At 71.3% G+C, this 23743-nt stretch carries 21 protein-coding genes, 1 tRNA gene and 1 pseudogene; 13 read left to right on the forward strand and 10 right to left on the reverse strand.

The genetic code is table 11. The features are described from left to right. The first annotated feature begins 290 nt into the window (after positions 1-290). The 5 genes from J7E22_RS02290 (at position 291) to J7E22_RS02310 (ending at position 4581) form a co-directional block, all read left to right on the forward strand. Positions 291-836, forward strand: coding sequence for a septum formation initiator family protein (locus tag J7E22_RS02290; RefSeq protein ID WP_214978464.1), 546 nt, complete (start codon positions 291-293; stop codon positions 834-836). Positions 837-960: 124 nt separating this feature from the next. Next, positions 961-1509 carry a DUF501 domain-containing protein gene (locus tag J7E22_RS02295; protein ID WP_214978466.1) on the forward strand — a complete coding sequence of 183 codons (549 nt, stop codon included), beginning with the start codon at positions 961-963 and terminating at the stop codon, positions 1507-1509. A gap of 40 nt (positions 1510-1549) precedes the next feature. Next, positions 1550-3007, forward strand: a complete 1458-nt coding sequence (locus tag J7E22_RS02300) for an FAD-dependent oxidoreductase (RefSeq protein WP_214978468.1) — start codon at positions 1550-1552, stop codon at positions 3005-3007. 76 nt (positions 3008-3083) lie between these two features. After that, positions 3084-3157: transfer RNA gene (locus J7E22_RS02305), tRNA-Leu, on the forward strand. Between the two features lie 92 nt (positions 3158-3249). Further along, positions 3250-4581, forward strand: coding sequence for a threonine/serine exporter family protein (locus J7E22_RS02310; RefSeq protein ID WP_214978470.1), 1332 nt, complete (start codon positions 3250-3252; stop codon positions 4579-4581). Positions 4582-4702: 121 nt separating this feature from the next. On the opposite strand, the gene J7E22_RS02315 is transcribed toward J7E22_RS02310, so the two are convergent. Further along, positions 4703-6433, reverse strand: coding sequence for a class I adenylate-forming enzyme family protein (locus tag J7E22_RS02315; RefSeq protein ID WP_214978472.1), 1731 nt, complete (start codon positions 6431-6433; stop codon positions 4703-4705). A 295-nt stretch (positions 6434-6728) separates the two neighbouring features. On the opposite strand from J7E22_RS02315, the gene J7E22_RS02320 reads away from it, so the two are divergent. Further along, positions 6729-7313 (forward strand): LemA family protein, encoded by a 585-nt coding sequence (locus J7E22_RS02320; RefSeq protein ID WP_214978474.1) that lies wholly within the window; start codon positions 6729-6731, stop codon positions 7311-7313. Between the two features lie 42 nt (positions 7314-7355). Here J7E22_RS02320 and J7E22_RS02325 read toward each other — a convergent pair whose 3' ends face one another. Then, positions 7356-8624, reverse strand: coding sequence for a winged helix-turn-helix domain-containing protein (locus tag J7E22_RS02325; RefSeq protein ID WP_214978475.1), 1269 nt, complete (start codon positions 8622-8624; stop codon positions 7356-7358). Between the two features lie 92 nt (positions 8625-8716). Between J7E22_RS02325 and J7E22_RS02330 the strand changes: the two genes are divergently transcribed. Then, on the forward strand, positions 8717-9973 hold the full coding sequence (locus tag J7E22_RS02330; RefSeq protein ID WP_251008595.1) for an AI-2E family transporter: 1257 nt from the start codon (positions 8717-8719) through the stop codon (positions 9971-9973). A gap of 154 nt (positions 9974-10127) precedes the next feature. Then, positions 10128-11378: a threonine ammonia-lyase gene (gene ilvA / locus J7E22_RS02335; protein WP_214978772.1), complete on the forward strand. Its 1251-nt coding sequence runs from the start codon at positions 10128-10130 to the stop codon at positions 11376-11378. Positions 11379-11547: 169 nt separating this feature from the next. Here the strand turns inward: ilvA and greA are convergent, their stop codons facing one another. Then, complete coding sequence (greA, locus tag J7E22_RS02340) at positions 11548-12036, reverse strand: transcription elongation factor GreA (RefSeq protein WP_214978477.1); 489 nt, start codon at positions 12034-12036, stop codon at positions 11548-11550. Between the two features lie 89 nt (positions 12037-12125). Then, the gene (locus tag J7E22_RS02345) at positions 12126-12575 is read right to left on the reverse strand and encodes a DUF4307 domain-containing protein (protein ID WP_308159126.1); all 450 of its coding nucleotides are present in this window, start codon (positions 12573-12575) and stop codon (positions 12126-12128) included. A gap of 111 nt (positions 12576-12686) precedes the next feature. On the opposite strand from J7E22_RS02345, the gene mca reads away from it, so the two are divergent. After that, positions 12687-13577, forward strand: coding sequence for a mycothiol conjugate amidase Mca (gene mca / locus J7E22_RS02350; RefSeq protein WP_308159116.1), 891 nt, complete (start codon positions 12687-12689; stop codon positions 13575-13577). Further along, complete coding sequence (locus J7E22_RS02355) at positions 13574-13873, forward strand: hypothetical protein (RefSeq protein ID WP_214978480.1); 300 nt, start codon at positions 13574-13576, stop codon at positions 13871-13873. The genes mca and J7E22_RS02355 overlap by 4 nt, the downstream gene beginning before the upstream one ends. 109 nt (positions 13874-13982) lie before the next feature. On the opposite strand, the gene J7E22_RS02360 is transcribed toward J7E22_RS02355, so the two are convergent. Then, the gene (locus J7E22_RS02360; RefSeq protein ID WP_214978482.1) at positions 13983-14690 is read right to left on the reverse strand and encodes a hemolysin III family protein; all 708 of its coding nucleotides are present in this window, start codon (positions 14688-14690) and stop codon (positions 13983-13985) included. A 153-nt stretch (positions 14691-14843) separates the two neighbouring features. Between J7E22_RS02360 and J7E22_RS02365 the strand changes: the two genes are divergently transcribed. The 3 genes and pseudogenes from J7E22_RS02365 (at position 14844) to J7E22_RS02375 (ending at position 18562) form a co-directional block, all read left to right on the forward strand. Continuing rightward, positions 14844-15629, forward strand: coding sequence for an isoprenyl transferase (locus J7E22_RS02365; RefSeq protein ID WP_214978484.1), 786 nt, complete (start codon positions 14844-14846; stop codon positions 15627-15629). Between the two features lie 146 nt (positions 15630-15775). After that, the gene (locus J7E22_RS02370) at positions 15776-16903 is read left to right on the forward strand and encodes an aminotransferase class V-fold PLP-dependent enzyme (RefSeq protein ID WP_308159117.1); all 1128 of its coding nucleotides are present in this window, start codon (positions 15776-15778) and stop codon (positions 16901-16903) included. A 275-nt stretch (positions 16904-17178) separates the two neighbouring features. Further along, positions 17179-18562, forward strand: a pseudogene (locus tag J7E22_RS02375) (PhoH family protein). Between the two features lie 681 nt (positions 18563-19243). Here J7E22_RS02375 and J7E22_RS02380 read toward each other — a convergent pair. From J7E22_RS02380 to xseA, 5 genes are all read right to left on the reverse strand, one after another. Further along, positions 19244-20659, reverse strand: a complete 1416-nt coding sequence (locus J7E22_RS02380) for an aspartate ammonia-lyase (RefSeq protein WP_214978485.1) — start codon at positions 20657-20659, stop codon at positions 19244-19246. A 95-nt stretch (positions 20660-20754) separates the two neighbouring features. Then, positions 20755-21369 carry a carbonic anhydrase gene (locus J7E22_RS02385; protein ID WP_214978487.1) on the reverse strand — a complete coding sequence of 205 codons (615 nt, stop codon included), beginning with the start codon at positions 21367-21369 and terminating at the stop codon, positions 20755-20757. Positions 21370-21434: 65 nt separating this feature from the next. Beyond that, entirely contained in the window at positions 21435-22070 is a 636-nt protein-coding gene (locus J7E22_RS02390) for a DUF4245 domain-containing protein (RefSeq protein ID WP_214978488.1), read from the reverse strand. Next, complete coding sequence (locus J7E22_RS02395; protein ID WP_214978490.1) at positions 22067-22330, reverse strand: exodeoxyribonuclease VII small subunit; 264 nt, start codon at positions 22328-22330, stop codon at positions 22067-22069. The genes J7E22_RS02390 and J7E22_RS02395 overlap by 4 nt, the downstream gene beginning before the upstream one ends. 88 nt (positions 22331-22418) lie before the next feature. Beyond that, positions 22419-23654, reverse strand: a complete 1236-nt coding sequence (gene xseA / locus J7E22_RS02400; RefSeq protein ID WP_214978492.1) for an exodeoxyribonuclease VII large subunit — start codon at positions 23652-23654, stop codon at positions 22419-22421. Between the last annotated feature and the right edge of the window lie 89 nt (positions 23655-23743).

Consider the following 23743-nt stretch of genomic DNA (forward strand, 5'->3'; position numbering starts at 1 on the left):
GTCGTTCCCGGTCGGCTCGCGCGCGGGTCGAACGGGCACGACACGCCGCAGGTCGTCCCATGAGCGGGTCCGAATCGGCCCGCTCGCAGTCCCCGGGCGACGATCCGTGCCCGCTCGACGCCGTGCACGGGGCGTGGTGCGCGACCACCTGCCGGGCCGGGCGGGTCTGGCGGTGGTGGCCACCGCCTCCCGGCCGACCCCGCGGCCAGCGTGACCGACGGGTCCTGAGAGGCGGCCGGACGGCCGCGTGCCGACCGCCCCCGTCGTCGGTCCCGGGTTATCGTCGTGACGTGTCCAGCCAGAAGCCCCGCGTCCGCCGCGTGCCCGTCGTGCTGCCCGAGGGCGCCACCGCCGAGCAGCCCTGGTACCGCTCGATGCGCTTCTCCGGCTTCAGCCTGCTCATGCTCGCGATCATCGTGCTGTTCGTGGTCGTGCTCGCGCCGTCCCTCCGCACCCTCATCCAGCAGCAGGAGCAGATCACGCAGCAGGAGCGTGCGGTGGCCGCGCAGAAGGCCGACGTCGCCCAGAAGAAGAAGGACGTCGCGCGCTGGGACGACCCCGCCTACATCGAGGCGCAGGCTCGTGACCGGCTGCTGTACGTCTACCCGGGCGAGGAGAGTTACCTCGTGATGGGGGCGGAGAACGCGAAGGCCTCGCGTACCCCGACCACCGCGTCCGGTACCCCCGTCAGCTCGACGGTGCAGACGCCGAAGGTCGACTGGGTCCAGTCGATGTTGGCCTCGGTGCTCCAGTCGGGACTGACGACCGAGACGAAGCAGGAACTCGTCGCGCCGGAGGTCCCCGGCGCAGCGACGGGCGCGGGCACGGGTAAGTAGGGGGCGAGGAGGGGGCGAGGAGCGATCGGCGGCGATCCGGCAGTCGCCGCCTTCGCGGCCCCCGTACCCGAGCGTCGTCACGACGGTGCGACGCACCCCGGGACTCCGGTAGGCTCACCTACCCGTGACGACCCCTCCTTTCGACCCGCCCTCCGAACGCGACATCCAGGTCGTCTCGGCGCAGCTCGGACGACCGGCACGGGACGTCATCGGGATCGCGGCACGATGCGTCTGTGGCAACCCCACAGTGGTCTCCACGAAGCCCCGACTGTCGAACGGCACCCCGTTCCCGACGTTCTACTACCTGTGCCACCCCGCGGCCACCGCTGCGCTCAGCACCCTCGAGGCCAACCAGGTCATGCCGGAACTGGCTGCCCTGCTCGAGGACGAGACCACCGCGGCCGCCTACACGGCCGCGCACGAGTCCTACCTCGCCGATCGTGAATCGATCGAGCACGTCGACGAGATCGTCGGCATCAGCGCGGGCGGCATGCCCACCCGCGTGAAGTGCCTGCACGCCCTCGTCGGCCACGCCCTCGCCGCCGGTCCCGGCGTCAACCCCATCGGTGACCTCGCGCTGGAGCGCGCGTCGTGGTCGCCCTCCCGGTGCGAATGCCGGGCGTATGATGGCGGTGCAGACGCTGGAGTCGGGGCGGGTGGCGGCGAAGTCTGACTCGACGCCCGGCCAACCCCATCCAAGGAGATCATCCCCCGTGCCCAAGATCCTCGTCGTCGGCGGCGGTTACGCCGGTTTCTACACCGCCTGGAAGCTCGAGAAGCACCTTCGCCAGGGCGAAGCCGAGGTCGTCATGGTGGACCCGCTGCCGTACATGACGTACCAGCCGTTCCTGCCCGAGGTCGCGGCCGGCTCGATCGAGCCCCGCCACGCGGTCGTCTCGCACCGCCGCCACCTCAAGAAGACCCGGGTCGTCACCGCGAAGGTCACCGCGGTCGACCACGCCTCCAAGACGGCCACCATCACGCCGACCATCGGCCCGGCGTGGGAAGAGTCCTACGACCAGATCGTGATGACGGCCGGCGCCGTCTCGCGCACGTTCCCGATCCCCGGTGTCGCGGACGAGGCCATCGGTCTGAAGACCATCGAGGAGGCCGCGGCGATCCGCGACAAGATCCTGACGAACTTCCACAAGGCCGCGAACCTGCCGGCCGGTCCCGAGCGCGACCGCCTGCTGACGGTCGTCGTCGTCGGTGGTGGCTTCGCCGGCATCGAGGTCTTCGCCGAGCTGCGGTCCTTCGTCACCGACCTGCTGAAGAGCTACCCGCAGCTGTCCTTCGACGACACGCACTTCCACCTGGTCGAGGCCATGGGCCGCATCATGCCCGAGGTGTCCCTCGAGACCTCGCACTGGGTGCTGAACAACCTCGCCGAGCGGGGCGCCACGGTGCACCTCGAGACGCAGTTGGCCTCGGCCGTGGGCGGCGTCTGCGAGCTCAAGACCAGCGACGGCGCGATCGAGGCCATCGAGTCCGACCTGATCATCTGGACCGCCGGCGTCATGGCGAACCCGATGGTCAAGGGCACGGACTTCCCGCTTGAGCAGCGCGGGCGCATCCGCGTACAGCCCGACCTGCGGGTCGTCGACGACAACGGCGTGATCGCCGACGCATGGGCGTGTGGCGACGTCGCAGCCGTGCCGGACCTGACGGGCGGCGGTGTCGGCGGGTTCTGCGTGCCGAACGCCCAGCACGCGGTCCGTCAGGCGAAGCAGCTCGCCAAGAACCTGGTCGCGGTCCTCCGCGGCGAGGCCACGACCGACTACAAGCACGAGAACCTCGGCGCCGTCGCGGGCCTCGGGCTCGGCATCGGCGTGTTCCAGTCCGGCAAGTTCGCCATGAAGGGCTTCCTGGCCTGGGGTGCCCACCGCGGGTACCACGGTCTGGCCATGCCGTCGTGGGAGCGCAAGTGGCGTGTGATCGGCGACTGGGTCGGCGGGTTCTTCCTCGGGCGTGACATCGCCTCGCTGGACGACCGCGAGACCCCGCGCGCCGCGTTCGAGGCCTGGGCGTCGCGTCCGAAGCCCGCCGCCGAGGCTCCCGCCGCTCCGGCTCCGGAATCCGGCACGCCCGCCGGTGCCGCCGGTCCCGCGTACGCCACCCCGGCCGAGGACGTCTCGAAGCAGGCCCAGCCGGTCGAGGCCGACGCCAAGTAGGCGTTCCCCGCACCGCTCGACAGGCGGCCACCCCTCGTGGGTGGCCGCCTTCGTCGTCGGTAGGCTGTTGCGGCCCGCCCCCGTGGCCCAATCGGTAGAGGCATGCGACTTAAAATCGCCGAGTTGAGGGTTCGAGTCCCTCCGGGGGTACGCCCGCGGCACTCGCCGCGGCCGCCGCGCCCGCGGCACTCGCCGCGCCCGCGGCACTCGCCGCGCCCGCGGTGGCCAGTACGATCTCCTGCGTGGTCGGACTCGGAAGCGCACTCGCGAACCTGCGGAACGCCGCACGTCGACCCGAGGCACACGTCGAGGTGGTCGACGGCGAGACCGTCCCCGTCGGCATGCTCCTCGGCACGCTCGGTGCCCTGCTGCTCGACGCCGGCAGCTCCGTCACCGATGTCCGTTCCGCCCTCGAGAAGGCGCGCGATGCCTCCGGGGTCGGCCCGACACTCGCGATCGGGGTCCTGCCCGCCCTCGTCATGGTGAGCGAGATCGCCACCGGCGCCGCCACGATCGTGAACGCCGAGGGCGTGGAGTTGTCCTCCCGCCAAGCCGCCCGGGCGAACCGCCTCGTCCTCGGTCTGGAGAGCGGGTCGATCGCCCTCGCCGAGATCCCGGCGCGCGTCCGCGCCATCCGCGCCGGCACGGTCCCGCCGCCCGCCCTGCCCTGGATCCTCGGCAACGCGCTGACGTCCGCGGGGCTCGCCGTCGTGTTCCGCTGCCCGTGGTCGGCCATCCTCGTCGCGCTCGGCGTCGGCGGGCTCGTCGGCGTGATCGGCCTCCTGCTCCGTCGGTTCCGGGAGGCCGTCTCGATCATCCCGTTCCTGGCCGCCTTCGCCTCGACGACGGTCGTCGGCCTGGTCGCCGCCGGCACCGGGTTCGACCACGTCCCGCTCTTCGCGGTGTGCGCCCCGGTGGCGGTGTTCGTCCCGGGTGCGCTCATCACGAACGCCCTGCTCGAACTCACTGCGGCGGACATCGTCACCGGGTCGTCACGGCTCGTGCAAGGGCTCATCATGCTCGGCTTCATGGCCGCCGGGATCGCGTCGGGCAGCGCGCTGACCGGCCTGCACGTGGACCCGTCCTCGGCGGCGCTCGTCGGCGAGGTCGCGGGCGTCGGCACGGACCTCGGCGGATGGGAGGCCGTCCCGTCCTACTGGGTCTCGTGGGTGGCCGTCGTGGTGCTCGCTGTCGGCCTCGGGTTGGTGTTCCGGTCCGGCTGGCGCCTGACGCTCGTATCGGTCGCGGTGATGGTGACCGCGTACGCCCTCGTGAGCGGGATCACGCCCGTGTGGGGGAGCGTCGTCGCGACCGGCGCCACCGCGGCGCTGCTGTTCGTGGCGACGCGGCTGCTCGAGCGGCTCGTGCCCGCGATCCCGGCGACGGTGTCGTTCTTCCCGGCGTTCCTGTTGCTCGTGCCGGGAACGGTCGGCCTGGTGGCCGTCGCGACGTTCGACCCGGACGCACTCGCGACGCCGCTCGCGACCTTCGTGAGCCTGTGCATCGGCACGAAGATCGGCGGCCTGCTGCCCGGTCTGTTCGCGCGCTCCGCACCCCACCGCACGGCCGGCTGACGCCGACGGACCACCGTCGGACGGGAGGTGGGCCCCACCAGCCGGTACCGGCGCACCGCGCCAGCGGGGTGACGGCCGAGACTGGAGGGACGGTGCGGGCCCGCACCGTGCCTCCCGTCCGCTACGGCTCGATCAGGCGACCCGCCTGGTCGTCCTCGGCCGCCGTCGCCTTGGCGACGTAGTGCACCTTCTTGCCCGTCGCGTTGTACGGCAGCTCGTCGACGAAGCGGTAGCGGCGCGGCCGCTTGTAGCGGGCGAGGCCCGGGTGGGTGCTCGTCCACTCCTCGAGGACGGTGGCGGCCTGCACGTCGTCCTCCGGCAGCCGGCCGGGTGCGCGGACGACGAAGGCGATGACCACCTCGCCCCAGCGTGCGTCCGGGATGCCGACCACGATCGAGTCGGCGACGCCCGGGTGCTCCTGCAGCGCGGCCTCGACCTGGACCGGGTGCACGTTCTCGCCGCCGGAGATGATCATGTCGTCCTTGCGGCCGACGATCGTCACCCGCTCGTGCTCGTCCCAGGTCGCGAGGTCGCCCGGGTAGAACCAGCCGTCGGCGAACTTCTCCGCCTCGATCCCCGGGTTCCGGTACGAGTAGCCCGACTTGACGGTGCGCACGGCGAACTCACCGATCTCCGTGCCGTCCTTGGCGACCGTGTCCGTCGGGGCGGCGAGGCGGTCCTCGTAGACGCGGACCACGGCGACGTCGTCGTCGGTCGAGGCGCGGCCGGTGGAGCCGGCGCCGTCGGGGAAGTCCTCGGGACGCAGGAAGGTGTTCCAGAAGGTCTCGGTGGTGCCGTACCCGTTGAAGATGCGGGGGGAGAGCAGCTCCTGGTAGCGCAGGGCGGCGGCGCGGTCGAGCGGGGCGCCCATCGTGACGATGCCGTGCAGCGACGACAGGTCGCGCGGGCGAGCCTCCTGCGCGTCGGCGAGCTGCACGAGGTTCGGCGGGGCACCGATCAGGAACGTGATGTGTTCGGACTCGACCAGGTCGAGCACCTGCTCGGCGTCGAACTGGCGGAGTGTGGTCAGCTCGGCGCCGACGTAGAACACCGGGTTCGGGCCGCCGGAGAACAGCCCGCCGCGGTGGAACAGGGGGGACATGTTGAGCGTCTTGTCGAACGGGCTCAGCGGGAAGTGCATGATCACGTCGTGGGCGCTGAGGACCTCGACCAGGCTCGGCAGCGGGACGGGCTTCGGACGGCCGGTGGTGCCCGAGGTGTACAGGCGGGTGGTCTCGTCGTAGGTGCTGCGGGGTTCGGTCGCGGCGAGTTCCTCGGTGGTCACGGGGTCGGCGGCGAGGAGTTCCCCGAACCCGTCCGGGGTGCCGGTGCCGCGGGTGTTGCCAGGGTCGTCGGTGTCGCTCGTGTGGTCGGGGTTGCTCCCGCGGTCGGCGTCGCCGACGGTGACGACGTGCAGCGGTCGGTGCGGCGACGTCGTGAGCGCGGCGGTGATGACGTCGGTGCGGGCCACGTCGTGGACCAGGAGCACCGGAGCGGAGTCCTCGATGATGAAGGCGACCTCGTCCGGCGCGAGTCGGAAGTTCGTCGGCGAGAAGACGGCACCGACGCGGTGGCACGCGAGGTACAGGATGGCGAACTCGGGGGTGTTGAAGAGCTCGACCATGACGACCGAGCCCCGCCCGACGCCGTGGCGGACCAGCCAACCGGCGACCCGGTCGACGTCCGCGCCGAGCTCGGCGTACGTCCACGAGCGGTCGGTCGCGGGCTCGCGGAGCGCCGGGCGGTTCGCGAAGCGGTGGGTGTTCCGGGCGAACCCGGCGGCGTAGGTGAAGCTGCTGTCGAAGACCGCGCGGAACCGCGTCGGGTCGTAGTCGGATCGGGTTTCGGTCATCATCGCTCCCTGGCACGCTGGCGGAACTGGCACGCTCGTGGGGGACGGTCACGCACCGGTCGTCAGCGTATCCGGCGCGGAGGACGTCGGGCCGGTCCGAGCGCGGGGTCCTGTGCGGTCGGATCCGCGCGGACTGTGCACGTGCGACCGAATGTCCGGTGTGCGTGGCTCGGGAATCGGCCGTGAACGTGGGCCCGTGCGGAGCGGCGGCCCGGGCCCTCGATAGACTCCTCGATGGCCACCACGGTGGCCGCACAGCACCCGCGGTACCCGAAGCACGAGGGAGTACGAGCACATGGACACCGGACTCATCACGACGCTGATCGTCGTCGGAGTGGTGGTGGTGGTCATCCTCGTCGTCATCGGGATCTACCTCTGGGTGACGTACCACTCGCTCGTGGCGCTCAAGGGCCGGGTCGACCAGGCGTGGGGCGAAATCGCGCTGCAGCTCGAGCGGCGGGCCGAGCTGATCCCGACGATCCTCGACACCGTGCAGGGGTACGCGAGCCACGAGAAGGGCGTCTTCGAAGCCGTCACGAAGGCCCGGACCGAGACCCTCAGCGCAGGGGACGCCGCACAAGCCTCCAGCGCGGAAGGCCACATGCAGAAGGCGCTCAAGAGCGTGTTCACGGTGGCCGAGGGGTACCCGCAACTCCAGTCCAGCCAGGCCTTCCTCGAGCTCCAGTCCGAGCTCGTCGCGACGGAGGACAAGATCCAGTCCGCTCGTCGCTCGTACAACGGTGGCGTGCGGGAACTCAACACGAAGATCCGGGTGTTCCCGAACTCCGCGTTCGCGAAGAACCGCGGGTTCACGCCGGCGCAGTTCTTCGAGACGAACGAGCCTGCGGCGATCGCAGAACCCCCCCGCGTCCAGTTCTAGGCCGCCGCACCCGCGCCACCCGGCGGCATCGGGTCCTGCCCGTCAAGCGACGGGTGACGGCTCCGGCGCAGCCGGGACATCGGGGTCGTCCGCTGACTCGTGCGGGACGAGCGGAACGCCGAGCGCCCCGGCGAGCGCAGCCGCCGCCGTCCCGCGGTCGGTCACCTCGAGCCCCTCGAGGCCCTGCCACGCGGCGGTCCGACGCAGTGTCTCGGCCAAGCGCTCGGGGTCGACGGTCTCGCCCGGCTCCTGCCACGCCGTCCGCACCCGCAGGACGCCCCGCTGTCGGTCGCTCTTCAGGTCGACCCGCCCGACCAGCCGGTCGTCCTGCAGCACGGGCAGCACGTAGTACCCGAAGACCCGCTTCGGTGCCGGTGTGTAGATCTCGATCCGGTAGTGGAAGCCGTACATCCGCTCCGCGCGACGCCGGAACCACACGACGGGATCGAACGGACTGAGCACGGCGTCGGCCGTCACGTGGCGGGGGACCCGAGCGTCGGCGTGCAGCCACGCGGCCTCTCGCCAGCCGTCGACCCGGACGGGCAGGAGCTCACCGGCGTCGGTGAGGTCCGCGATCGCCGCGGCCGTGTCGTCCGCCCGCAGTCGGTAGTAGTCGGCGATGTCGGCACGCGTGCCCACCCCGAGCGAACGGGCGGACCGTCGGACGAGTTCGACGACGGCGGCGGAGCGCGACGGTGCGGTCTCGAGCGTGCCGGGCGGGAGGACCTGGTCGGGCAGGGCGTACACGCGCTCGAAGCCCGATCGTCCGGCGGTGACGACATCACCCCAGCGGAACATGAGCTCCAGCCCGAGCTTGACGTCGCTCCACCCCCACCACGGCCCACGACGGACGTTCGACTCGTGCTCGACCTGGCTCGCCGCCATCGGACCTTCTGCTCGGAGGAGCGCCTGGAGCTCGCGCCGTACCCCTTCGGTCCGGACCACGGACTCGACGTGCGCGGGTCGAGCATCCCGCTCGCGCAGCGCCTCCATGCGCCAGCGGAAGAGCGGCAGGTCTGTCCGGGACACGAAGGCGGCCTCGTGCGCCCAGTACTCCGCGTACGGCCCCCGCTTCGTCATCGTCAACCGGTCGAGCGTGCCCTTGTCGTACGCGCCGAGGCGCGCGAAGAGCGGGAGGTAGTGGCTCCGTTCGAACACGTTGACCGAGTCGATCTGCAGCAGACCGAGCCGCCCGATCCCTGCGGTCAGGCCGCGAGTGGACACCCCGGTGCCACTCGGCGGCCGACCGAACCCCTGGGCCGCGAGGGCGATGCGACGGGCCTCGTCGGCGGAGAGATCGGTCCTGACCATGCCCCGACGCTATCGACTGGCTCCGACACCGCTCCCCGGAGACGTATGCCGCATGTGGAACCTGTCAGGCAGCACGCCGGTACAGTGGCGGCATGGCTTGGGGCAAGAAGACTCATCCCGACCCCGTGGTCGAGGACTCGGTGCCGATGGGCATGCGGATCGCAGGATCGTTCTCGTGGCGCATCCTGGTGGTGGCCGGGGTGATCGGGCTCTTCATCTGGCTCGTCACGATCTTCAGCGAGATCCTCGTCCCGTTCCTGGTCGGCGTGGTGGTGTCGGCGCTCCTCGTGCCGTTCTCGAACTGGCTGCAGCGGCGGCACGTGCCGAAGTGGCTCGCGATCGTCATCAGCCTGCTGGCCGGCCTCGCGGCGATCGGCGCCCTGATCTGGCTCGTCGTCGACCAGGTCATCGCGTCCTACCCGTCGCTGCAGGACCGCGCCGTCTCGCAGTTCGGCAACATCAAGCAGCTCGTGTTGAACTCGGGCCTCGGCATCACGCAGAAGGACGTCGACGGGTACCTCACCGACGGCACGAAGTGGGTGCAGGACCACTCCGGATCGATCCTGTCGGGCGTCGCGAGCGCCGGGTCGAGCGCGACCCACGTGTTCGAGTCCCTGTTCATCATCCTGTTCACCAGCATCTTCCTGCTCATCGACGGCAAGAACGTCTGGCGCTGGACCGTCCGGCTGTTCCCGCGCAAGGCGCGTGCCGCGGTCGACGGCGCCGGTGTCGCCGGGTGGATCACGCTCACCAGCTTCATCCGCGTGCAGATCCTCGTCGCGTTCGTCGACGCCCTCGGGATCGGCATCGGCTCGTTCATCGTCGGCCTGTTCTTCGGTGGCATGCCCCTGGTCATCCCGATCGCGGCCTTCGTGTTCCTCGGGTCCTTCATCCCCGTCGTGGGCGCGATCGTGACCGGGTTCCTCGCGGTGTTCGTCGCCCTCATCTTCAACGGCCCGATCGCCGCGGTCCTGGTGCTCGGCGTCGTCCTGCTCGTGCAGCAGATCGAGGGCCACGTCCTGCAGCCGCTCGTGATGGGCAACGCCGTCAAGGTGCACCCGCTCGCCGTGGTGCTCGGCGTCACGGCGGCGTCCGGTCTGGCCGGCATCCCGGGGGCGTTCTTCGCGGTGCCGCTCATCGCGACGCTCAACACCATGGTCACGACGATCGCCAGCGGTCGGTGGCGCGGGCTCGACTCGAACCACGTGCTCGAAGCGACCCCGAAGCACGGACAGCACGGCGAGGTCCAGCTGATGCGGCGTCGGCGCCACAAGGTCGGCGACGACGTGCCGGCGCCCGGCAGCGACAAGCAGCCCGCCGCGGTCGAGGGCACCGCCAGCACGAACTGACCGGCCCGCACGAGCCGGCGCACGGCACCAGCCAGCACGCTCGGCGCGAACCGCCCGCACGCGGCAGCACGAACCGGCAGCCCCGGCAGCACGAACCGGACGTCACGGTTTCGTCTTGTCCTCCCCGAACCGCGATGATGGGGGAGTGACCGACATCAGCGCACCCCAGCCCCAGCTCGCCGCGTTCCCGACGCTCGCGGACATCGAGGCAGCGCGCGAGACCATCGCGGGGGTCGCGCGCGTCACCCCGATGGAGACGTCCCGGTTCCTGGCCGAGGTGCTCGGCTCTCCGGTCCACCTGAAGTGCGAGAACCTGCAGCGCACCGGGGCCTACAAGGTGCGCGGCGCGTACAACCGGCTGTCGACCCTCACTCCCGAGCAGCGTGCTGCCGGGGTCGTCGCCGCCAGCGCCGGCAACCACGCCCAGGGCGTCGCCTTCGCCGCCCGCGAGCTCGGCATCCCCGCGACGATCTTCACGCCCGTGGGCGTCGCCCTGCCCAAGCTCCAGGCCACGCGCCACTACGGTGCCGAGGTCGTCCTGCGCGGCCACTCCGTGGAAGAAGCCCTCAGCGCCGCGAAGGACTTCGCGAACCGGACCGGCGCGGTCTTCATCCCGCCGTTCGACCACCCCGCCGTCATCGCCGGCCAGGGCACCCTCGGCCTGGAGATCGTCGACCAGGTGCCGGACGTCGACACCGTCATCGTCCCGATCGGCGGAGGCGGCGTGATCGCGGGCATCGCGCTGGCGGTGAAGGGCCTCGCGGAGCGCCGCGGGCGGCCGATCCGCGTGATCGGGGTGCAGGCCGAGAACGCCGCCGCCTACCCGAGCTCGATCGACGCGGGGGAGCCGGTGACCGTCGTCACGAAGCCGACCATCGCCGACGGCATCGCGGTGGCGCGCCCCGGCGACCTGAACTTCCCGATCATCCGCGACAACGTGGACCAGATCGTCACCGTCTCGGACGACGACACCGCGCGGGCGCTGCTGGTGCTGCTCGAGCGCGCGAAGCTCGTCGTCGAGCCGGCAGGCGCGGTCGGCGTCGCGGCGATCATGTCCGGTGCCGTGACGGACACCGGGCGCACGGTCGTGTTGCTGAGCGGCGGCAACATCGACCCGCTCATGATGGAGCGCGTGATCACCCGCGGCCTCGTCGCGGCGGCCCGCTACATCGGCGTCCGCATCATGCTGCCGGACCGCCCCGGGCAGCTCGCCCGCGTCGCGCAGGTCATCTCGGACGCCGGCGCGAACGTCGTCGAGGTTCTGCACACCCGGCACGGCCAGGGGCTCGTCATCAACGAGGTCGCGCTCGACCTGTCGATCGAGGCGCGCGGCCCCGACCACGCGCAAGAGGTCATGAAGCGGCTGCACGAGGCGGGGTTCCAGCCGGAGCTGCTGGAGCGCTGACGCGCCATCAGGAGGACGGGAGGCCCGTGGCGGCGCCGCACGGGCCTCCCGTCCGACTACGAACCAGAAAACCGACGTCGAACCAGGTGGTGACCTGGTTCGACGTCGGTTTCGTGGTTCGAACCGAGTGCTCAGCGCGAGCGCTCAGCGCGAGCGCTGCGCGCCGCGCCTACGGCTCGTAGCGCTCGACCTTCGTGACCTGGACGGCGATGTCCTTGCCGTTCGGCGCCGTGTAGGTGGCCTTGTCGCCGGCACGGAGCCCGACGATCGCCGCTCCCACCGGGCTGACCGGGCTGTACACCGTGAGGTCCGAGCCCTCCGCGACGATCTCGCGGTTGCCCACCAGGAACGTCGACTCGTCGCCGGCGATCACCGCGGTGACGACCGTGCCGGGCTCGACGGTGCCGTCGAACACCGCTTCGCTCACGGTTGCGTGCTTGAGCAGCTCGGTGAGTGCTCGGATGCGGGCCTCGATCTTGCCCTGCTCGTCCTTCGCAGCGTGGTAGCCGCCGTTCTCCTTGAGGTCGCCTTCTTCGCGAGCGGCCTCGATGCGGCTCGCGATCTCGATGCGCGCCGGACCGGAGAGCTGCTGGAGCTCCGCCGTGAGACGGTCGTGCGCCTCCTGCGTGAGCCAGGTGGTCTGCGTGTCGTTGCTCATGTTCATTCCCTTCGGCCAGTCGCTCCGTCGGGAGCCGTAAAAAAGGAGACCGGCCGGGCGGCCGGTCTCGAATGGCGAATCACGACAGTCTAGGGAACCCAGCAGTCGTGGATCAAGCCGGTCACACCACGTGTCGTCGTGTTCACGTCGGTGGTGACGTTCCGCGTCCGGTCGGCCGACTTCGGGAGCGTGATGACCTTCCAGCCCACGATCGTGAAGGACTTGTCGAGGACCTGGACGGCGCAGCGTGCGGTGGTCCCGGGGTCGACCGAGATCTGCGAGTGCACGGCAGCGCGGTGCTCCGACACGATCTGGTAGCCGACGTCCTGGGAGTCGAGCCCGTGGTTCGCCTGGTCGAGTCCGGCCCAGATCACCCAGGCGCCGAACACGACCACCACCGCGATGGCGGCGATGATGGCGATGACCCGCGATCGGCGCTTGTGACCGGAGGTCCGGCCGTAGCGGTCGTCCAGGGTCGCGGCCGCGCCGGCGGTGGGTGCGGACGACGTGGCGGCAGTGGGGTGCAGCGGTTCGGACAGTTCGGGGCTCCCGGGGTGATTATCCTGATCCCAGGGTAGTTCACGCCTCGCTGTGCGCTGCCCGCGTCCACGTGCTCACCCCACCCCGCTCACGATCAGTGAGGAACACCTGTGCCGTACCGCCTGATGGCCGTCCACGCCCACCCCGATGACGAGTCGAGCAAGGGGGCCGCGACGGCGGCGAAGTACGTCGCCGAGGGCAACGAGGTCCTGGTCGTCTCGTGCACCGGCGGGGAAGCCGGCGACATCCTGAACGACCAGCTCGGCGAGCCGGCCACGAGCCGCGCCCACCGGGACATGGCCGGGTTCCGCCGCGGCGAGATGGCCGCTGCGCAGGCCGCGCTCGGCATCGACCACGTGTGGCTCGGCTACCACGACTCCGGGTTGCCGGACGCCGAGAAGGGCGAGACCGTCCGACCGGGCACCTTCTCGACCGTGCCGCTCGAGTACTCCACCGAGGCGCTCGTCCGCGTGGTCCGACGCTTCCGCCCCCACGTGCTCGTCACGTACGACGAGAACGGCGGCTACCCGCACCCGGACCACATCCGGACGCACGAGGTCTCCGTCGCGGCCTGGACCGCCGCGGCCGACCCGGACGCGTACCCGGCGGCCGGGGAGCCGTGGTCCATCGCGAAGCTCTACTACGAGCGCACCATGAACCCGCGGCGCTTCCGCGCGATCTACGAGGCGATGCAGGAGCACGAGCCGATCAGCCCGGCCATCGAGCAGCTCCGGGAATGGGTCGAACGGTTCGCGGACCGCCCCGACCTCGCCACGACGCACGTCGACGTGCACGAGTACTTCGACGCCCGTGACGCCGCACTCCGCGCCCACGCCAGCCAGGTCCCGCCGGACAGCGCCTTCTTCTCGTTCCCGAACGACCTCCTCGCGACGGTGTGGCCGACCGAGGACTACCAGCTCGTCGAGGCCCGCGTGCCGACCGAGCTCCCCGAGTCCGACCTGTTCGCGGGCATCCCAGCCGACAAGGACACCACCGCGTGAGCATCATCACGGCCGTACTCGCCGCGAACCCCAGTCCGAGCCCGACCTCCGTGGTCCCGGACGTCAACGTCACGCCCGGGGTCGCCGGCTTCGTCGCGATCGCGCTCGTCGCCGTCGCGACGATCCTGCTCCTCGTGGACATGACCCGTCGCATCCGCCGGACCCGCTACCGGGCGGAGATCCGGGAGCGCCTCGAGGCCGACCTGGCCGAGGGCGGGTCGACCACGGACGAGTCGGCGCGTCGCGCCGACGAGCACGGGCGTGCCGACGTCGGCGACGACACCGAGCGCGGCTGACGGAACCAACAGGCGGACGGGAGGCGCGTGGCCAGCTGGCCACGCGCCTCCCGTCCGCCTGTCGGTCTGGTCTCGACGGCCGCAGGCCTGCCGCTCGCGCGGCGCGAGCTCAGCGCACCGGGTGGAGCGCCACGACGAGCACCCCGGCCCACTGGGCCGCGAACGCGACCACGGTCAGCGCGTGGAAGACCTCGTGGAAGCCGAACACCGTCGGTGAGGGGTCGGGCCGCTTGAAGCCGTAGACGAGCGCGCCGAGGACGTACGCGACACCGCCGGACAGCACGAGCACCGTCATCGGGACGCTCGCGGCGAAGAACTGCGGCAGCAGGCCGAGCGCAGCGCAGCCGAGCACCAGGTAGATGGGGACGTAGAGCCAGCGCGGCGCCCCGATCCACAGGACCCGGAACGCGATCCCGAGGACAGCGCCCGACCACATCACCCAGAGCACGACGACCATCAGCGTGTGCGGGAGCGCGCAGATCGCGACCGGCGTGTACGTCCCCGCGATGAGCAGCAGGATGTTCGTGTGGTCGATGCGCTTCAGGACCGCCTTCACCCGCGGCCGCCAGGGGAAGCGGTGGTACGTCGCCGAGACGCCGAACATCGCCAGGGACGTCGCGGTGAAGACCGCGCAGCCGACCTTCGCGGCTGTGCTGTCAGCGAGCGTGATGAGTACGATGCCCATGGCCAGGGCGAACGGGAAGGCGCCGAGGTGGATCCAGCCCCGCCAGGCCGGCCGGAGGTCGTCCGGGGTGGTGTCGGCGTCCTCGGTGAACGGGACGTGGGGGATGGTCGCCGTCTCGCGCTCGTCGTGCATCCTCCGAGGGTATGGCCCCTTCCCGGACGCTTGCAGGACGGGGCTGGGACGTTTGCAGGACGGGTCCCGGACGCCTGCAGGACGGGTCCCGGACGGCTCCGGGCCACCTCGTGCCGGAGGTGCGCTGCGGTCCGGTGCACTACGCTCGTCCCCGTGACCGGCACGGCGGGATGGGCAGGACGAGGCATCCTCTACCGTGCCTACCAGAGCCGGATCCGCCGCCAGATCGAGGACGCCGCCAAGCCGAAGCACGTCGCCATGATCGTCGACGGGAACCGACGGTGGGCGAAGCAGCTCGGGCTCGAGTCCGCCGCCCACGGGCACCGTGCCGGGGCCGCGAAGATCCCGGAGTTCCTGACCTGGTGCGACGACCTCGGCGTCCAGGTCGTGACGCTCTACCTGCTGTCGAGCGACAACCTGACCGGTCGCGCCGGCGACGAACTCGAGCAGCTCGTCGGGATCATCGCCGACCTCGCGAGCACGCTCTCGGACCACCGCGACTGGCGTGTCCAGCACGTCGGGGCGAACGAGGGACTGCCCGAACCGCTCGTCGACGCGCTCGTGCGGGCCGAGCAGCGCACGGCGGACCACACCGGGCTGCACATCAACCTCGCCGTCGGGTACGGCGGCCGGCGGGAGATCGCCGACGCCATGCGGAGCATCGTCCGGGCGCACGGGGAAGAGGGCGGCACGCTCGACACCCTGGCCGAGGTGCTCACGCCCGAGCTCATCGGGGACCACCTGTACACGCAGGGTCAGCCGGACCCCGACCTGGTCATCCGGACGTCGGGCGAGCAGCGGCTGTCGGACTTCATGCTGTGGCAGAGCGCGCACAGCGAGTTCTACTTCGTCGAGGCGCTGTACCCGGACCTGCGCGAGGTCGACTTCCTGCGTGCGGTGCGTGACTTCGGGTTGCGGTCCCGGCGCTTCGGGGGCTGAGGCGGCGGTTCGCTCCCGCGGTTCTCGGTCGGGGGTCGCTCGTCCGGTTCTCGCCGGGTTCCGCTCGTGCGCTTCCCGGCTCGGGTTCGCTCGCGCAAGAGCGTCCCAGTACACTCACAGGGTTTCGTTCCTGAAAGGTGCACCCTGTGAACATCGACGAGCGCATGCCCATCGAGGAGTTCGGCGCGGGTTTCGCCGAGGACCCCGGCTACCTCGACCACGCGGCGTTCGGCCCCGTGCAGACCGCCGTGCTCGAGGAGCAGCGTGTCCTCGGCACGATCCAGGCGCACATGCGTTTCGGCGCGATGGACACCCTCGACGAGCAGGACGTCCGGGTGCGCACCGTCGCGGCGCGGCTCGTCGGCCGTCGCGAGGACCAGGTCGTCTCGCAGACCGCCACCACCCCGGGGCTGCTGCACACCGCGTTCGGTCTGACCGGTGGCGTGCTCGTCTCCGCTGACGAGTTCCCGTCGCTGCCCCTCGCGCTCGCGAGTGCCGCGTCGGCGACCGGTGGCCGCGTGCAGCCCGTCGTCATCGAGTCCGGGGCGGGGTGGATGACGCCGGACCTCATTGCGTCCCGACTCGGCGACGACGTGACCGCGGTCGCGGTGTCGCTCGTGGACTGGCGCACCGGGTACCTCGCCGACCTCGAGGCGATCCGCGACGTCATCGGCGACCGGCTGCTCATCGTCGATGCCATCCAGGGCTTCGGTGTCGTGGACGCCCCGTACGAGGTCGCGGACGTCGTCGCCACCGGCGGCCAGAAGTGGTTGCACGCGGGGTGGGGGACCGGGTTCACCGCGTTCAGCGACCGTGCCCTGAACCGTCTCCGTCCGGCGCTGTCCGGACCGCACGGGACCACCGGGTGGCCGCTCGACGTCCCGTCCGTCCGCCCCGGAGCCGCCGGCTACCAGATGACCCGGATCGACCCCGTCGCACAGGCTCGGCTCGCGGTGTCCCTCGACCGGTTGACGTCCGTCGGGGTCGCGGCGGTGCAGGAACGGGTGTCCGATCGCGTCGAGCGCGTGTTCGACATCGCCGACGAGTTCGGCCTGTCCGTGGAGTCCAGTCGTGACCCGCGTGAGCGAGCGGGCATCGTCGTGCTGCGGCCGCCGCAGGGCAGGCTCACCGCGTTGTCGGCCGCGCTGCACAACCACGGTGTCACGGTGACGACGCGGCTCGGGGTGGCCCGGGTGTCGGTGTACGCGTCCACCACGGACGAGACGCTCGACATGTTCCGCGACGCCTGCGTGTCCTACGCCACGATGCAGTAGCTGGCCAGCCAGCTGGACCAGCGCCGGGCGCGCGCCGCCGCGGACGGGAGGCGCGGTGCGGGCCCGCACCGCGCCTCCCGTCCGGCAGCGCGCAGCGCCGTTCACGCGACCGTAACCTGGCGAACCGCGTGTCGCTGGCGGTGCGTCGCGGAGCGGACGTAGCTTGACCACATCGGGCATCGCGCCCGATCGAAGCGGCCACAGTCGGTGCTTCGGGACCCGCTCCACGGCCGCGTCGAGGACAGTGACCGGGCCCGTCGCGGCCCGGGGATGGAGTGGTCGTGACCTCTCAGAACGTCTCTCGCGGATCGTCGTCCTCCTCGTCGCAGCACGCTGCTGCGACCGGCCGGACCGCGGACTCGTCCACGTCGGTCGCCCAGCGCACGTACGTGCTCGACACATCGGTGCTCCTCAGCGATCCGCGGGCCATGTTCCGCTTCGCCGAGCACGCGGTCGTCCTGCCCGTCGTGGTCGTCAGCGAACTCGAGGCCAAGCGGAACGACCCGGAGATCGGGTACTTCGCACGGCAGGCCCTGCGGATCCTCGACGAGCTGCGGATCGAGCACGAACGCCTCGACTTCCCCGTCGCGGTCGGCGACGGAGGGTCCCTGCGCGTCGAGCTCAACCACTCCAACCAGTCGGTCCTGCCGTCCGGGCTGCAGCTCGGGGACAACGATTCGCGGATCCTCGCGGTCGCGATGAACCTGGCGAACGACGGCCTCGACGTGGTCGTCGTGTCGAAGGACCTCCCGCTCCGTGTGAAGGCGTCGTCGATCGGCATGGCGGCGGAGGAGTACCGCGCCGAACTGGCCGTCGACAGCGGGTACACCGGGATCGCCGACCTGCAGGTTTCGGGAGAGCAGATGTCGGACCTGTACGAGCAGGAGGAGATCAGCTCCGCCCAGCTCCGCGACGTGCCGGTCAACACGGGGGTCGTGATCCACTCCGAGCGCGGTTCGGCGCTCGGTCGGGTCCGGACTGCCGGGAGCGTCGCGCTCGTGCGGGGCGACCGCGAGGTGTTCGGCCTCCGCGGGCGGTCCGCCGAACAGCGCCTCGCGATCGACGCGCTGCTCGACCCCGAGATCGGGATCGTCTCGCTCGGTGGCAGCGCCGGGACCGGGAAGTCGGCGCTCGCGCTGTGCGCCGGGCTCGAGGCCGTGCTCGAACGACAGCAGCACAAGAAGATCATGGTGTTCCGCCCGCTCTACGCCGTGGGCGGGCAGGACCTCGGGTACCTGCCGGGTGACGCCAGCGAGAAGATGAACCCGTGGGCGCAGGCCGTGTACGACACGCTGGGCTCTGTCGTGTCGGACAACGTCCTGGACGAAGTGGTCGAGCGCGGCCTGATCGAGGTGCTCCCGCTCACGCACATCCGCGGGCGGTCCCTGCACGACGCGTTCGTGATCGTCGACGAGGCCCAGTCGCTCGAGCGCAACGTCCTGCTGACGATGCTCTCGCGGATCGGGCAGAACTCGCGCGTGGTGCTGACGCACGACGTCGCGCAGCGGGACAACCTGCGGGTCGGGCGGCACGACGGCGTGGCTTCGGTCATCGAGCGGCTCAAGGGGCACCCGTTGTTCGCGCACGTGACGCTGGTGCGAGCGCTCGGCGATCGCGGCGCTCGTGACGGACCTGCTGGACTCGCCGGACCTCGTGTAGCGCGGCGGCCGCTGCGGCGGCGGAGCGGCGCGGCGCGGCGGCGACGGCGGCGCTGCGGCGGCGGCGCCGGGCTGGCCGCGGCGTCGAACCACGAAACCGACATCGAACCAGCCGTCCGGGCCGGTTCGATGTCGGTTGCGTGGTTCCACAAGGCCCGACGTCAGGCGACGCCGGACGGGAGGCGCGGTGCCAGCGGTTGCCGTGCCTCCCGTCCGCACGGAGTCGCGGGATGTGGTGCCGCGAAACGCGCGCGTGGCCGCGAGACGCGGTGGAACGCGCGAGACGCCGCCGAAACCGGCGGCGTCTCGCGTGCGTGCCGGAGTTTCGCGTGGACGCCGGCGTCTCGCGGCGACGTCGTCTCGGCGACTCCGGCGCGCTGCGCGGACGCCGGCCGCCTCCGGCCGTTCGCGTGGAGTCGCGCGATGGAGTGCTCGAAACGCGCGCGTGGCCGCGAGACCCTGCGGAACGGGTGAGACGCCGCCGAAACCGGCGGCGTCTCACGTGCGTTCAGGCGTCTTGCGTGGACGGCGGCGTCTCGCGCGAGCGCAGGCGTCTCGCGCGGGCGCAGGCGTCTCGCGCGGGCGCCGGCGTCTTGCGTGAGCGCCGGCGTCTTGCGTCGACGCCGCCACCTCGCGGCGACGGCGGCGTCCTGCGACCGTCAGCGCGGGGAGGCGACGTGCGTCAGTTCGGGTGCGTCATGCTGAGGACGTCGAGGGCACGGTCCAGTTGCTCCTCGGTGAGTTCGCCCCGCTCGACGTGACCGAGGGCGATGACGGCCTCGCGCACGGTGATGCCCTCGGCGACGGCGGTCTTCGCGACCTTCGCAGCGGCCTCGTACCCGATCACGCGGTTGAGCGGCGTGACGATGGAGGGCGACGACTCGGCGAACGAGCGTGCACGGTCCAGGTTCGCCTGCAGCCCGTCGATCGTCTTGTCCGCCAGGACCCGCGAGCTGTTCGCGAGCAGGCGGATCGACTCGAGCAACGCCGTGCCCATGACCGGGATCGCCACGTTCAGCTCGAACGCACCGGAGGCCCCCGCCCAGGCGATCGTGGCGTCGTTGCCGATGACCCGCGCGGCGACCATCAGGGTGGCCTCGGGGATGACGGGGTTCACCTTGCCCGGCATGATCGACGACCCCGGCTGGAGGTCGGGGATGTGCAGCTCGCCGAGCCCGGTGTTCGGGCCGGAGCCCATCCACCGCAGGTCGTTGTTGATCTTCGTCAGGCTGACCGCGATGACCCGGAGCGCACCTGAGGCCTCGACGAGCGAGTCGCGGGCTCCCTGGGCCTCGAAGTGGTCGACGGCCTCGGTGATGGGCAGGTCGGTGTCGGCCGCGAGCTGGGCGATCACCCGCTGCGGGAAGCCCTTCGGCGTGTTGATGCCGGTGCCCACGGCGGTGCCGCCGAGCGGGACCTCGGCGACCCGGGGGAGTGTGGCGGTGACGCGCTCGATGCCCAGGCGCACCTGGCGGGCGTACCCGCCGAACTCCTGCCCGAGTGTGACCGGGGTGGCGTCCATCAGGTGGGTGCGGCCGGACTTCACGGCGTCAGCCCACAGGCTGGCCTTGGCCTCGAGCGACTCGGCCAGGTGCTCGAGCGCCGGCACGAGGCTGCGGATGAGGGCTTCGGTCACGGCGACGTGCACCGACGTGGGGAACACGTCGTTCGAGGACTGCGAGGCGTTCACGTGGTCGTTCGGGTGGACCGGTGAGCCCGCGATCTCGGACGCCAGGGTCGCCAGGACCTCGTTCATGTTCATGTTCGACGAGGTGCCGCTGCCGGTCTGGTAGACGTCGACCGGGAACTGGTCGTGGTGCGCACCGCCGATGATCGCGTCCGCGGCCTGCGCCACGGCGTCCGCAACCGTGGGCTCGAGGATGCCGAGCTCACCGTTGACGATCGCCGCCGCGCGCTTGATCCGGGCGAGCGCGACGATCTGCGCCGGCTCGAGCCCGCTCCCCGAGATGGGGAAGTTCTCCACCGCGCGCTGGGTCTGCGCGCGGTACAGCGCCGACTTCGGCACCCGGACCTCGCCCATGGTGTCGTGCTCGATGCGGTAGTCGCCGTCGGTCTCGGTCGCGGTGGTGTCGGTCACGTCGTCGTGGTCCTTCCTGGGGTGGTCACCGGCCGCGGTCGCGCCGGCTGCTCCGTGCCCACGAGGTCACCGCGGGCACGCGTCGTGGCGGTCGGTCAGGCCTGGCCCACCACGGTGTCGATGGCGACCTCGCCGGTCGTGAGGTCGTAGGTCGCGCCGACGACGGCCAATCTACCCTCGGCCACGGCGTCGGAGACCACGCCGGACCGCTCGATCACCTGACGGAGGGTGGCCTCGAGGTGTGCTGCGCCGACCGACTCCTGCGGGACGTCCGGGTCGGTGGCACGGACCTTCTCGACGCTCGGGGCGATCGCGTCCACGAGGACCTGCAGGTGCGGGGCCGGGACGGGTTCACCTGAGCGCGCGGCCGCGACGGCACCGCACTTGGTGTGGCGGAGGACGACCACGAGCGGCGTGCCGAGGGCGACGACGGCGAACTCGATCGAACCGAGGACGACGTCGTCCACGATCTGCCCGGCGTTGCGGATGGCGAAGAGGTCACCGATGCCGGCGTCGAAGACGTGCTCGAACGGCACGCGGGAGTCCGAGCAGCCGAGGACGGTGGCGAAGGGTGCCTGCGAACCGGTCAGCTCGGTGCGGCGGTCGGGATCGATGCGACCCGTGCGGCGCTTGTCGGCGGCAAAGCGGGCATTGCCGTCGACGAGCAGGCGGAGTGCCTCGGACGGGGTGGACGCGGCGCGGTCGGGCATGGGACTCCTCGGGTCGGGCTTCGGGTGGGGCTTCGGGAGGGGGAGGCTCGGGTGTGATGAACGGGTCAGGTGCCGAGTTCGCGGGCGACCGCCGTGGCCACCGTGCGGAACGAGGCGTCGTCGGCCGTCCCGGACAGCACCACCGTGTTCTTCCCGAACACCGACACGAGCGAGTAGACGTGGTTGCCCGCGTCCTTCCCCTCGGACCGGCGGTCGTACACGGTCCACTTCGTGCCCGCGATCGTCCGGGACCCCGTCGCAGCGTGCTGGTCGAGCTGGTCGGACACCCACGACGCGTTGGCACCGATGCCCTGCTGCAGGCCGATGAACTGCACGTCGGGGGTGAGGAGACCGACCGTCCAGACCTTGACCCCGTCGGTGGTCTTGTCCCGGTAGTCCGCCCGGTTCGAGGTGAAGCCCTTCGGCAGCACGGGTGCCGCGAGGGTCACGCCGGGGACGTTCGCCTGTGCGGCGACCTGCCGGTAGTCCACCGAGCGGTCGACGCTCTGGTTCGGCCGGACGACCACCGCGACGAGGAAGAGCACGATCCCGAGGGAGGCGATCAGCGCGAGGACGAGGTTGAACGCCGTCTGGTGCTGTCGACGAGCGGTGCGAGCGGCGTCCTTGCGCGCCCAGGTCTCCTCGGCCGTCTCGGGACGTCCGAGTTCGGCGACGATGGGGCGTCCGTCTGCGTCGGTCATCGTGCCGATCCGTCCGACCCCGCCGCACTGTCCGCTGCTTCGGACGCGGACCGAGCGGCATCGAGCCGTGCGCGCGCACCCACGAGCCAGGACTCACAGCGTGCCGCGAGGGCCTCGCCCCGCTCCCACAGGGACAGCGATCGCTCGAGCGTCGCCGACCCCTGCTCGAGCTCGGCGACAACGCGCACGAGTTCGTCGCGCGCGGCTTCGTAGCTCAGCGACTGGATGTCGGTCTGCTCGGGTTCCTGCTGGGATGGCACGGTCCGATCTTACCGAGCGCCCACCGACCTCCGGTCGCGACCGATCCGCCTGTGGAGAACGTGCGCGGGGCGGTGGACAGGGGATGCATCAGACGCCGTCCGGACCCGGCCCGTCGGGTTCGAGCGTGCCGGTCGCGGTGCCGGCCCCGAGCGTGACGTGCACCGCCGTGGCACCGACGAGTTCTGAGGAGTCACGGACGACGGCGCCGTCGGTGGTTTGCACGATCGCGTAGCCGCGACGCAGGGTGTCCCGCGGCGACAACGCGCGGAGCCGGGCGGTCAGGTGGCCGACCTCCGCGTGGGACCTTTCGATGCGGCGGTCGAGGAGTTCACGCGACCGGGACAGGTCGCGCGCGACCTCCTCCGCCCGGGTGTCCACCAACCAGGCCGTCGAGGCGAGGGCGGGCCGGGACCGCAGGGCGGCGATGCGGTCCGCCTCGACCGACAGCGTGTGTGCGAGCCGCAGCCCGAGCCGTGCCCGTGCCTGCCGGACGTTCGCGAGTTCCTCGGCGACGTCCGGCACGACCCGCTTCGCCGCGTCGGTGGGGGTGGAGGCCCGCAGGTCGGCGACCTCGTCGAGGATCGGCCGGTCGGCTTCGTGTCCGATCGCGGACACGATCGGCGTCGACGCGGCTGCCGCGGCACGGACGAGTCCTTCGTCGCTGAACCCGAGCAGGTTCTGGAAGTCGCCGCCACCACGGGCGATGATGATGACGTCCACCGTCGGGTCGGCGTCGAGCTCGAGGATGGCTGCCGTGACCTCGCGGACGGTGCGGTCACCCTGGACCGCGGCGTGCACGGTCCGGAAGGAGACCTGCGGCCAGCGCAGTTGCGCGTTCCGCAGCACGTCCTTCTCGGCGTCGGAGTCCTTCCCGGTGATGAGCCCGATCCGGTGCGGCAGGAACGGCAGGCGCTTCTTGCGAGCGGGGTCGAACAGGCCTTCCTCGGCCAGGGTCCGCCGCAGTCGTTCGAGCCGTTCGAGCAGGTCGCCGAGTCCGACGTGCTTCATCTCGACGACCTGCATCGTCAGGGAGCCGCCCTTGACCCAGTAGTTGGGCTTGACGGCGGCGACGACCCGGTCACCCTGCTTGATGTCCGCGGGCACCCGGCTGCGCACGCTCGACCAGATCGAGAACGACACGGTCGCGTCGACGTCGACGTCCTTGAGCTTGCCGTAGACGTTGCCGCCGGCGACGTTCCACTGGGTGATCTCGCCTTCGACCCAGGCGGTGCCGAGCCGGTCGATCCAGTCGCGGATCTTGGCGCCGAGCAGCGCGACCGGCCAGGGGTTGTCGGCCGTCGGCGGGCCCTGTTCGATCGCCATGTCGCTCCTTGTCGTGCGGGACGTCCATGCTGCCCGAGACCGGTGACAGTGGGCGCTCGACGTGTTGTCCACAGTCCTCGCGTGCACCC

The organism is Curtobacterium sp. ISL-83 (assembly GCF_018613895.1).
In the GTDB taxonomy this organism is placed as follows: domain Bacteria; phylum Actinomycetota; class Actinomycetes; order Actinomycetales; family Microbacteriaceae; genus Curtobacterium.

What these genes read in the sequence shown, in the direction of transcription:
- J7E22_RS02360 (WP_214978482.1), bottom strand. Translation starts at nt 14,690, where the DNA reads ATGCACGACGAGCGCGAGACGGCGACCATCCCCCACGTCCCGTTCACC.
- J7E22_RS02325 (WP_214978475.1), bottom strand. Translation starts at nt 8,624, where the DNA reads ATGGTCAGGACCGATCTCTCCGCCGACGAGGCCCGTCGCATCGCCCTC.
- J7E22_RS02315 (WP_214978472.1), bottom strand. Translation starts at nt 6,433, where the DNA reads ATGACCGAAACCCGATCCGACTACGACCCGACGCGGTTCCGCGCGGTC.
- J7E22_RS02390 (WP_214978488.1), bottom strand. Translation starts at nt 22,070, where the DNA reads ATGACCGACGCAGACGGACGCCCCATCGTCGCCGAACTCGGACGTCCC.
- J7E22_RS02385 (WP_214978487.1), bottom strand. Translation starts at nt 21,369, where the DNA reads ATGCCCGACCGCGCCGCGTCCACCCCGTCCGAGGCACTCCGCCTGCTC.
- J7E22_RS02330 (WP_251008595.1), top strand. Translation starts at nt 8,717, where the DNA reads ATGGCTTGGGGCAAGAAGACTCATCCCGACCCCGTGGTCGAGGACTCG.
- xseA (WP_214978492.1), bottom strand. Translation starts at nt 23,654, where the DNA reads ATGGCGATCGAACAGGGCCCGCCGACGGCCGACAACCCCTGGCCGGTC.
- J7E22_RS02320 (WP_214978474.1), top strand. Translation starts at nt 6,729, where the DNA reads ATGGACACCGGACTCATCACGACGCTGATCGTCGTCGGAGTGGTGGTG.
- greA (WP_214978477.1), bottom strand. Translation starts at nt 12,036, where the DNA reads ATGAGCAACGACACGCAGACCACCTGGCTCACGCAGGAGGCGCACGAC.